Source organism: Thauera sp., from assembly GCF_034003485.1.
Classification (GTDB): domain Bacteria; phylum Pseudomonadota; class Gammaproteobacteria; order Burkholderiales; family Rhodocyclaceae; genus Thauera.
The window spans coordinates 1-10,862 of sequence record NZ_JAVEYL010000033.1 but is presented as its reverse complement, the minus strand read 5'-3'; the positions used below and the strand labels follow the sequence as shown (position 1 = coordinate 10,862).

Here is a 10,862-nt window from a genome sequence, read left to right as displayed (position 1 = left end):
GATGAAACGACTCGGTACGCCTCGGCGCCTGCTTGCAGCAGGCCTCATTTCGCTACTGGCATGCGCAATCGGCGCCAGCGGCGCTTCGCCCCCGGCGCCGGCTGCCCCTGCTGCAACGGCTGACGGAGCGCAGTCGCCGGCCGACGAACTTTCGAGGGACCCGCTCGACTCCCCGCGCTGGGCCGACATGAAGAAGGCCTTTTTCGACGGGCAGGAAGTCGTCTTCGACGCCCGCGTCAAGCTCACCGGCCCCACGGTGGCGGAGGATCCGCTCAACGTGCCGATCACGGTCGACGCCACCGCCCTGCCCGGCGTGGAAGAGATGATCGTGTTCGCCGACTTCAACCCGATCGTGAAGGCGCTGCGCTTCGAGCCCGGTACGGCGCGGGCCAGCCTCGGCTTTCGGATCAAACTCCAGCAGTCCTCGCCCATTCGCGTCGCAGCACGGACGGTGGACGGCGTCTGGCGCGTGGGTGGCGCCTGGATCACCACCACCGGCGGCGGCTGCACCCTGCCCTCGCTCGGCTCGGGCTCGCCCGAATGGCAGGACCGACTCAATGAGGTGAATGGTCGCCTGTGGCCGCGTGTCGGCGGTGGCGAGCGCCTGCGCATGCGGATCATCCACCCGATGGACACCGGGCTCGCGGCAGGCATTCCGGCGTTTCACATCGAGGCCATCGCGATTGCCGACGAATCCGGTCAGGTGCTGGCCCGCCTCCAGCCGCTCGAGCCGGTGGCCGAGAACCCGAGCTTCACGCTCGACTTCGCCGAGGTCGCGCCGGGTGCGCGCCTGCAGGTCAGCGGCCGCGACAACAACGGCAACCGCATCGACGCATGGGTGACACGATGAAGACCAGCGCGCCCCGTGTCTTCTCACGTCGTCCGCCGCGCTGGCTCTTCCGCGCGCTGGCGTCCCTGCTCGCCTTGCTGACACTGGCGACCGGCGCACACGCCGAGCGCTTCGACTATCGGCTCGAACCCCGCCAGATCGCCGACGGCGCGTACGTGCTGGTCGGGCTGAAAGAAGACTTCTCCTTCGACAATGGAGGCAACATCGTCAACACCGGCTTCATCGTCGGCACCGAAGGCGTGATCGTCATTGACACCGGCTCGTCGAGGCGCTATGGCGAACAGATGCTGGCGGCGATCCGGCGCATCACCGAACTGCCGGTCGTGCTCACCTTGAACACCCACCACCACCCCGATCACTTCCTGGGCAATCAGGCCTTCCCCTCCGACACCCTCGCAGCACTGCCCGAGACAATCTCCGCCATCCGCGGCGAGGGTGAGGCCTTCAACGCCAACATGTATCGCCTGAATGGCGACTGGATGCGCGGCACGGAGGTGGTGGTGCCGACGCGCACCCTGACGGCGGGCCGGCAGCACATCGGCGGCCGCGATGTCGAGCTGCTCGCCCTCGGCGGACACACCGCCGCCGACCTGGTGCTGGTCGATCACGACAGCGGCACGGTGTTCGCGGCCGACCTGATCTTCAACGGACGCGCGCCCACCACGCCGCATGCCGACATTCCGCGCTGGATCGCCGCGCTCGATACGCTGGTGCGCGTGCCCGCCCGGCACTGGGTTCCCGGCCACGGCGAGGTGGCCAGCGACCTCACGCCGCTGCACGAGACCCGCGCCTATCTCGGCTGGCTCGCCGACACGATCCGCCGCGGCGCAGAAAACGGTCTCGACATGACCGAGGTGTTCGCGACCAAGATCGCACCACCCTTTGCCGGGCTGGCACTGGTCGAGCAGGAATTCCGCCGTTCGGTCGCGCACCTGTTCCCGGCGGCCGAACAGGCGGCACTCGCCGCGGCCCCGCGTTAGCTCATGGGGTCCGCAAGCATGCGTCCGCCGCTACAGTCTCCCCGCCCCTTACTGGGGCGGATCGGCACGCCGCAGGGCATCGAGCCGCCTTGCCGCTTCGTCGTCGCCATTGGCAGCGGCCACCGCCAGCCAGTAGCGCGCCTGTTCGCGGTCGGGTTCCACCGGGCCGCCTTCCAGGTACAGCAGGCCAAGCCGATACTGCGCCTTCGTCGAGCCCGCGTGCGCACCTCGGCGGTAGCGCTCCACCGCGGCCCGCCCATCGCGCACCTCGCCCAGCCCGTCCTCTGCGAGGATGCCGAGATGGAACCAGGCTTCGGCCACCCCCTTTTCGGCGAGGGCCTGCCAGATGCTGCGCGCGCTGTCGTAGTGCGCCATCTTGAATTCGGCGTAAGCCTTGTAGAGGCCGATGCTCGGCCGCGCAGCCAGCCCCGCGAGCTCGTCGTCGTCAAGGGGCTGCGCCAGCACGGCACAGCTCTGGAACAGCAACAGCGCGGCGAGACAGCGTCGTGCGTTCATGCGGGCAGTACTCCGAAAGATCTGGGTCGTTCCTTCAAAGCAACAAATGCGCCCGGATCGATCGGCTGATGAGTGTGCAAATCAACACCGGGATTGACGGGCCCGCCCGATCGCACGGGCTCCCGCGCCTCTTTCGCCTCGCGCTGGGACCGTTGCTGCTCGCCTGCTCGTTTCTGTTCGCACCCGCAGCCATCGCGCGCGAACCCGCAGCAGATGTCGTCAGCCGCAACTTCTTCGAAGTCGACTTCGCCGATCTGCGCGATGCACTGGTCGAGGCAATCGCCGAAGAGGGCATTGCCACGCCGGTCGTCAGCCACTTCGGCGACATGCTCGCACGCACTGCCGGCGACCTCGGCCACCGCCCCGACCTGTACGCGCACGCCGAGATCCTGACCTTCTGCAGCGCTTCGGTCGCGGCAAGCCTTGCAACGGAAGCACGCGAGCACATCGCGCTTTGCCCGCTGTCGGTTGCGGTCTATGCACTGCCCGGGGCGCCACGCACGGTGCTCATCGCCTACCGTCCGCCCGCGGTGGACAGCGCGGGGGGCGATGCCGCACGCGCCTTGCTGGCACGGCTCGTGGCACGCGCGGCCAAGCTCGTCGGCCACCCCTGAGGGCCACTGCGCCTGGAGACCCTCAACTCATGCGGCCCAGCTTGCGATACAGCGTGTTGCGGCTGACGCCGAGCCTGCGCGCCGCGGCCGAAACGTTGCCCTTGACCTCGCGCATCACCACCGCAATCGCCTCCATCTCGAGCTCGTCGAGACTGCGCGGCGCAGTCTGCTCCACAGCCTCCACGCCGCCCGGCACAGCAGTCGCCATGGTCGCCATCGACGCGTCCGCGCGTGAGCATACGGGGTCCGCACCGAACAGCTCCTCGGGCAGGTGCAGCGCGCCGATCTCGTCCTCGTCGTCGTCGAGCAGCGCTACCGCGACCCGCATCACGCTGTGCATCTGGCGGATGTTGCCTGGCCACGGGTAGATCTCGAAGAAGCGCATCACCTCCGGGCTGATCCGCACGCCGGGGCGACCCGACTCGCGCGCCTCGATCTGCAGCAGGCGCTCGACCAGCATCGCGACGTCGCTGCGCTCGCGCAGCGGCGGCAGCGTGACGGTGAGTCCGTTGACCCGGTAGTACAGATCCTCGCGAAACTCGCCGTTGGCCACCGCGTCGCGCAGCACGCGGTGGGTGGCGCACACCAGCGAGATGTCCACCGGAATCGACTTGATGCCGCCCACCGGCGTCACGCTGCGCTCCTGCAGCACGCGCAGCAGGCGCGTCTGCATCGCCAGCGGCATGTCACCGATCTCGTCCAGGAACAGCGTGCCGCCATGGGCCTGCTGCACCTTGCCGACCGCGCCCTCGCGGCGCGCCCCGGTGAAAGCGCCGCCCACATAGCCGAACAACTCGGATTCGATCAGGTTCTCGGGAATCGCTGCGCAGTTGAGCGGCACGAAGGGCCCGTCGGCACGGCTCGATGCGTTGTGAAACGCACGCGCGAACAGCTCCTTGCCCACGCCCGACTCGCCCTGGATCAGCAAGGGGATGTTCTTGCCACCGATGCGCTTGGCGCGCTCGATCGCGCGGTGCAGCTTGTCGTCGCCGGTATCGAGCTGCTCGAGCGTCAGACGGTCGCCACCGGCCCCGCCCGGCTCGGCATTGCGCGCGGGCACGGCAGCGGACGTCCTGCGCGTGTCCTCGCCCTCGCCCACCTCGGCGGCGCCCGCTCCGCCCGCAAGCGCGAGCGGGCGCATGCCACGCACCTGCACGTAGATCTCGCCCCCGTTCTTGGTGCCCAGGCGCACCAGATCGGCGGCGCCTGACTGCGCACGGTCGAGAATGGTGCCGAACCCGAGCTTGAACAGGTCACCGAAACTGGCCGTGCCCGACTCACCCACCTGCCGCACGAGCCACTCGCGCGCGCTGCGGTTGGCGCCGAGGATGGTGCCGTCGGGCCCGAGTGCGATCAGCCCTTCCTGCAGACTGCCGACATACTCCGGACGGGCGTGGAAGGCGAACACGATGTGCTTGCTGAACTCGGTCTCGAACAGCCGCTTCTCGACCAGTTGCACCGACAGTCGCACCAACCCCATCGTGTGGCGCTGGGGATTGCGATAGTCGCCCGAAATGTCGAAGACGCCGGCGAGTTCGCCATGTGGGTCAAAGATCGGGGACGAGCAGCAACTCAGAAAGACGTTGCGGTCCAGATAGTGCTCGGAGCCGAAGACCTCGACCGGCGCGCGCTCGAGCAGGGCGGTGCCAATGCCGTTGGTGCCCAGGCTGGCCTCGTCCCAGCGCGCGCCCGGCTGGAGCGCGACACGTTGCGCACGATCCACGAAGGCCGGATCGCCCAGGCTGTGGATGATCATGCCGTCGAGATCGGCGAGGATCACCATGCTGCCCGACGCGCGGATCTGGTCGAACACGTGCTCCATCACGCCGCTCGCCAGGTTGAGCAAGCGGCTGCTCTGGTTGCGCGACTCCTCGAGCTGGCCGCGTCCGGCGACATCCACCGCGCGCGTGGTCCGCGGATCCAGACCCGAATCACGACAGCGCGACCACGAGCGCAGGATCAGCGGAGAAACGTCATCCTCGGGCAACACACCGCGGCTGAAAAACTCCTCACGCGCAATGGCAACACGGTCCTCGCGCGCCTGCTTCAACTGCGGCACAGCGTTCATATCGTCTTCCTCCTCGTGCTCCCCGAAAACGTCGTCCGGGGATGCAGTTTTATGGTTATGTTCAAAAAAGTAGCACCTGCCCAACATTGAAGCAAATGCATCGGTGCAGCGCGGACCGTGACGGGCCGGGATTCCCGGGCAAGGGGCGCCACACGCCCCTGGAAGCGACTGGCACAAGGTTTGCCTGAATGCAGGGCTTGCGCCGTTTCAGCGCAGCCGCCCGCCCACGCAAAGAAGCGCCGGCGATCCGACCACCCATCGAGGAGGGGTTCATCATGCATGCCTATCCGCTGTCTGCCGCCCTGCCTAGCGCACTGCCCACCGACTCCATCCTGCGTCGGCACTTCGAGCAGCTCGTATCGGCCGCCGGACTGCCACAACCGCCGGAGGATTCGGTGCTGAGTCGCCACTACCGACAGTTGCTCGACTCCCGCCTCGATCAAGCTTCAGCCGCCGACCGCCCCGCAGCCAGGGTCGCCGCCCCTGAAGCAACAGCGACTCCTCAAGCGCAGGCGAGCCCGATACCGCAACCGGCAGCCGCACCCGACGCGCCGCCAGTGGTGCGCAGCCAGCCCACTCAGGCCCCGCGAGAAGCGGCGTCGATACCTGATCGCAACCCACCACCGGCGGCGCCCACGAGCTGGTTCAGCCGTCTGCTGGCAAGACTCTTTGGCAACTGAGTTCGGCCACCGAGTCTGGCCACTGAATCTGGCCACTGAATCTGGCCACTGAGTCTGGCCACTGAGTCGCCTCGTCCTTCACCGCGCGCCGATCCGCAAGCTCGCGACCACCCACCCAGGAACTCCCAGGAACACCTCCAAGATGGCCGACTTCACGACCGCCCCGGACACCCCCGTGCGCCGCAAACCCCGCGCCACGCAGCGCGGCAGGCAGCTCGAGCCCGCCGCGCTCGCCGACATCGAGGCCCTGCTCGACGGCCGTCCGCGCGCACGCGACAGCCTGATCGAACATCTGCACGCCATCCAGGACGCCTGGGGCCATCTCGCACTGCGTCACCTGCGTGCACTCGCGCACTGGATGAACCTGCCGATGGCCACGGTGTATGAGACCGCGACTTTCTACGCTCACTTCGACATCGTGGGCGACGGCGAAATTCCGCCCCCGGCGGTGAGCATCCGGGTATGCGACTCGCTGCCGTGCGAACTCGCCGGCGCGCGCGCCCTGCATGCCGCGCTCATGGCCGACGTGGACCCGGCGGATATCCGCGTGGTGCGGGCTCCGTGCATGGGCCGCTGCGACAGCGCGCCCGTGGTCGAGGTCGGTCATCGCCACCTCGGTCACGCCACCCCCGCCGCGGTGCACACCCTGCTGCAAGGCGAGCTGCATCCGAAGGAGGTAGCCTGGCAGCGCCTCGACGCCTACCGTGCCGAGGGCGGATATGACTTGTTGCAGGGCGTGCGCAGCGGCAAGGTATCGATCGAAAAGCTCAGCAGCGTGCTGCAGGACGCCGGGCTGCGTGGCCTCGGCGGCGCCGGCTTTCCCACCTTCAAGAAGTGGGCCTTCGTGCGCGCCGAACCGGCGCCACGCTACATGGTGATCAACGCCGACGAGGGCGAGCCCGGCACCTTCAAGGACCGCCACTATCTGGAGCAGGCCCCACACCGCTTCCTCGAAGGTGCGCTCGTCAGCGCCCATGCGGTCGACGCCGCAGCGCTCTACATCTACCTGCGCGACGAGTACCCCGGCCTGCACGCGGTGCTGCGCGAAGCGATCGCCGAAGCCGAGGCCGCCGGCCTCGCCGCGCCCGGCTACATCGTGCTGCGCCGCGGCGCCGGTGCCTACATCTGTGGCGAGGAATCGGCGCTCATCGAATCGCTCGAAGGCAAGCCCGGCAAGCCACGCCACCGCCCGCCCTTCGTCGCGCAGAAGGGCCTGTTCGACCGCCCGACGCTGGTGAACAACGTCGAGACCGTGTACTGGATTCCGCTGCTCTGGCAGCGCGGTGCCGACTGGTTCGCCAGTCAGGGCCGCCACGGCCGTAAGGGCCTGCGCAGCTTCTCGGTTTCCGGCCGGGTGAAGACGCCCGGCGTGCATCTGGCCCCGGCCGGCATCACGCTGCAGGAGCTGGTCGACGAATACTGCGGCGGCATGGCGGACGGCCACCGCCTGCTCGCCTACCTGCCCGGCGGCGCCTCGGGCGGCATCCTGCCCGCGACCAAGGCCGACATCCCGCTCGACTTCGACACCCTGCAGCCGGAGGGCTGCTTCATTGGCTCGGCCGCGGTGGTGGTGATCTCGGACCACGACGACCTGCGCGCGGTGGCGAAGAACCTGATGGCCTTTTTCGCCGACGAATCCTGTGGCCAATGCACGCCCTGTCGCGTCGGCACCGAGAAGATGCTCGGCCTGCTCGCGCGCGACGAGTGGGACACCGACCAGCTCCAGCGCCTCGCCCAGGTCATGCAGGACGCCTCGATCTGCGGGCTCGGTCAGGCCGCGCCCAACCCGGTCACCAGCCTGCTGCGCTTCTTCCCGGCCGAACTGGCGAAACAGGGCATCAGCCTGCGCCCGGCCGCTGCGAACACGGAATCCGCCTCATGAGCACGCTCGCCTCCCCCCTCGCCCCGACCGCCCCTGCGCCCAACATGCAAGCCTTCGACATCACCCTCGACGGCGTTGCCGTGCAGGCCCTTCCCGGCGAGACGCTGTGGCAGGTCGCCAAGCGCGCCGGCGAACGCATCCCGCACCTGTGCTTCAAGGACGCACCCGGCTACCGCGCCGACGGCAATTGCCGCGCCTGCATGGTCGAGATCGAGGGCGAGCGCACGCTGGCCGCGAGCTGCATCCGCCCGGCGATGCCCGGCATGGTGGTCAGGAGCGCGAGCTCCGAACGCGTCCGCAGCGCGCGCGAAGGCGTCATGGAGCTGCTGCTGGCCGACCAGCCGGCGCGCGCCGAGAGCCCCGACCGTTCCAGCCATTTCTGGGAGATGGTCGACCTGATGGCGCTCGACATCGACGCGCCGGACGCGGCGCACAAACAGCTACCGCAACGCCGCGCAGCCCCCACGCTGCCCGACACCTCGCATACCGCGATGCACGTCAATCTGGATGCCTGCATCGAGTGCAACCTGTGCGTGCGCGCCTGCCGCGAGGTGCAGGTCAACGACGTCATCGGCCTCGCCCACCGCGGCGCGGGCTCGAAGATCGTGTTCGACTTCGACGACCCGATGGGCGACAGCACCTGCGTGGCCTGTGGCGAATGCGTGCAGGCCTGCCCCACCGGCGCGCTGATGCCCGCCCGCATCGTGGATGAACACGGCCACGGCGACTCGGCCTGCGCCGACCGCAAGGTCGATTCGGTGTGCCCGTACTGCGGTGTCGGCTGCCAGCTCACCTACCACGTGAAGAACGACAAGATCGTCTTCGTCGAAGGCCGCAACGGCCCGTCGAACGAGAACCGCCTGTGCGTCAAGGGCCGCTTCGGCTTCGACTATCCCAACCACGCCGCGCGCCTCACCGTGCCGCTGATCCGGCGCGAAGGCGTGCCGAAAGGGATCGACCCGGATTTCGACCCCGCCAAGCCGCTCACCCACTTCCGCGTCGCAAGCTGGGACGAGGCGCTCGACCTCGCCGCCGCCGGCCTGCGCCGCCTGCGCGACGCGCACGGCCCCAACGCACTCGCGGGTTTTGGCAGCGCCAAGTGTTCCAACGAAGAGGCCTGGCTGTTCCAGAAGCTGGTGCGCACCGGCTTCCATTCCAACCATGTCGACCACTGCACCCGGCTGTGCCACGCCAGCTCGGTCGCGGCGCTGATCGAGTGCATCGGCTCGGGCGCGGTCACCGCCTCCTTCATGCAGGCGCAGCAGGCCGACGTGGTCATCCTCACCGGCTGCAACCCGACGGTGAACCACCCGGTCGCCGCCACCTACTTCAAGCAGGCGGCCAAGCGCGGCACCAAGCTCATCGTGCTCGACCCGCGCGGCATCACCATGGGCGCCCACGCCCACCGCATGGTCCGCTTCACCCCGGGCAGCGACGTGTCGCTGTTCAACGCCATGCTCAACGTCATCGTCACCGAACACCTGTACGACGAGGACTACATCGCTGCCCACACCGAAGGCTTCGAGGCGCTCAAGGCCCACGTGCTGGCGATGACGCCCGAGGCCATGTCGCCCGCCTGCGGCGTCGCCCCCGACGAGATCCGCGACATCGCCCGCCTGTACGCGAACGCCGAGCGCGCGATGATCTTCTGGGGCATGGGCATCTCGCAGCACACCCACGGCACCGACAACGCGCGCTGCCTGATCTCGCTCGCGCTCGCCACTGGCCACATCGGCCGTCCGGGTACCGGCCTGCATCCCCTGCGCGGCCAGAACAACGTGCAGGGCGCGTCGGATGCCGGCCTCATCCCGATGGTCTTCCCCGACTACCAGCCGGTGGGCGACGTGCAGATCCGCGCCGCCTTCGAGGAGTTGTGGAACACGCCCCCCGACACGCCACTCTCCGACAAGCCCGGCCTCACCGTGGTCGAGATCGTGCACGCCATCCATGCAGGGACCATCCGCGGCATGTACATCCAGGGCGAGAACCCGGCCATGTCCGACCCTGACCTCGATCATGCCCGCGGTGCGCTCGCCAGGCTCGAGCACCTGGTCGTGCAGGACCTATTCGTCACCGAGACCGCCCAGTTCGCCGACGTCATCCTGCCGGCCTCGGCCTGGGCCGAGAAGGACGGCACCGTCACCAACACCAACCGCCAGGTGCAGATGGGCCGCGCCGCCGTACCTCTGCCCGGCGACGCCCGCCCGGACTGGTGGATCATCCAGGAAGTCGCCCGCCGCCTCGGTCTCGACTGGCACTACACCCACCCGCGCGAGGTGTTCGCCGAGATGAAGCGCGGCATGCATTCGCTCGACCACATCAGCTGGGAGCGCCTCGAAGCGGAAGAGTCCGTCACCTACCCCTGCCCCGCCGACGACGCCCCCGGCATGGACGTGGTCTTCGGCGACCGCTTCCCCACCGCCAGCGGCCGCGCGCGCTTCCGCCCCACCGTGCCGCTGCCGCCCGACGAGCCGATCGACGACGCCTGGCCCACCGTGCTCATCACCGGCCGTCAGCTCGAACACTGGCATACCGGCTCGATGACCCGCCGCGCCAGCGTGCTCGACGCGCTCGAACCGGCCGCGGTGGCGACGCTCGCCCCGGGCGAACTCGACCGCCTCGGCCTCGCGCCCGGCGCGCCGCTGTCGATCGAAACCCGCCGCGGCAAGATCACGCTCACCGCCCGCACCGACCCGCTGATGCCCGAGGGGATGGTGTTCGTGCCCTTCTGCTACGTGGAGGCTGCCGCGAACATCCTGACCAACCCGGCGCTCGATCCGTACGGAAAGATTCCCGAGTTCAAGTACGCGGCGTGCAGGCTGGCGGCGGGAGATCATTGATGAACGAGGCGCCCCTCACTGCGCTACGCAACCACCGGCTCCCGGCTTCATCTCCACGATGATGACGCGGGTCGGTGTGTCACCAATGTTTTCACCGATGTGCACCTGCGCCGGCGACCACATCGCTTCCCCCGCACCAAACTGGCGCTGCAGCACCCGCCCGTCGTCGAGCAAGAGCCGCCGGCTGAAGGGCGACAGCGCGTAGAGCACGAAGGACGGGTGCCGGTGCGGATGGGTCTTTTCCCCGGGCCGATCCGCGTAGTCGAGCACTCGTACGCAGTCGTTTTCCAGAATCACCCTGTACTTGTCCGGGTCCGTCACGACGGGGTCCTGCGCCGACGCGACGGTTGCCAGGGACATCAGGCCTGCAATCACGAGAAAGTGGAGCATGAGGCCTCCTCCTGTCGAAAAAGGGGTCGCGAAGGAAGGGAC

At 68.7% G+C, this 10,862-nt stretch carries 8 protein-coding genes; 5 read left to right on the top strand and 3 right to left on the bottom strand.

Annotation, left to right across the window (positions count from 1 at the left end; translation table 11 throughout):
* Window position 1: 1 nt before the first annotated feature.
* Window positions 2-850 carry a quinoprotein dehydrogenase-associated SoxYZ-like carrier gene (locus RBT54_RS15720; protein ID WP_320368023.1) on the top strand — a complete coding sequence of 283 codons (849 nt, stop codon included), beginning with the start codon at window positions 2-4 and terminating at the stop codon, window positions 848-850.
* Window positions 835-1,830, top strand: a complete 996-nt coding sequence (locus RBT54_RS15715; RefSeq protein ID WP_320368003.1) for a quinoprotein relay system zinc metallohydrolase 1 — start codon at window positions 835-837, stop codon at window positions 1,828-1,830. Before RBT54_RS15720 ends, RBT54_RS15715 begins: the two co-directional genes overlap by 16 nt.
* Window positions 1,831-1,878: 48 nt before the next feature.
* Here RBT54_RS15715 and RBT54_RS15710 read toward each other — a convergent pair whose 3' ends face one another.
* On the bottom strand, window positions 1,879-2,346 hold the full coding sequence (locus tag RBT54_RS15710) for a sel1 repeat family protein (protein WP_320368002.1): 468 nt from the start codon (window positions 2,344-2,346) through the stop codon (window positions 1,879-1,881).
* A 68-nt stretch (window positions 2,347-2,414) separates the two neighbouring features.
* Here RBT54_RS15710 and RBT54_RS15705 point away from each other — a divergent pair, with 68 nt between their 5' ends.
* Window positions 2,415-2,960 (top strand): DUF302 domain-containing protein, encoded by a 546-nt coding sequence (locus RBT54_RS15705; RefSeq protein WP_320368001.1) that lies wholly within the window; start codon window positions 2,415-2,417, stop codon window positions 2,958-2,960.
* Between the two features lie 22 nt (window positions 2,961-2,982).
* Here the strand turns inward: RBT54_RS15705 and RBT54_RS15700 are convergent, their stop codons facing one another.
* Complete coding sequence (locus tag RBT54_RS15700) at window positions 2,983-5,028, bottom strand: sigma-54-dependent Fis family transcriptional regulator (RefSeq protein WP_320368000.1); 2,046 nt, start codon at window positions 5,026-5,028, stop codon at window positions 2,983-2,985.
* 822 nt (window positions 5,029-5,850) lie between these two features.
* Between RBT54_RS15700 and RBT54_RS15695 the strand changes: the two genes are divergently transcribed.
* Together RBT54_RS15695 and fdhF are read left to right on the top strand one after the other, a co-directional pair.
* The gene (locus RBT54_RS15695; RefSeq protein WP_320367999.1) at window positions 5,851-7,590 is read left to right on the top strand and encodes an NADH-ubiquinone oxidoreductase-F iron-sulfur binding region domain-containing protein; all 1,740 of its coding nucleotides are present in this window, start codon (window positions 5,851-5,853) and stop codon (window positions 7,588-7,590) included.
* Complete coding sequence (gene fdhF / locus RBT54_RS15690) at window positions 7,587-10,430, top strand: formate dehydrogenase subunit alpha (protein WP_320367998.1); 2,844 nt, start codon at window positions 7,587-7,589, stop codon at window positions 10,428-10,430. Before RBT54_RS15695 ends, fdhF begins: the two co-directional genes overlap by 4 nt.
* 15 nt (window positions 10,431-10,445) lie before the next feature.
* Here the strand turns inward: fdhF and RBT54_RS15685 are convergent, their stop codons facing one another.
* Complete coding sequence (locus RBT54_RS15685; RefSeq protein ID WP_320367997.1) at window positions 10,446-10,820, bottom strand: hypothetical protein; 375 nt, start codon at window positions 10,818-10,820, stop codon at window positions 10,446-10,448.
* Window positions 10,821-10,862: the final 42 nt, after the last annotated feature.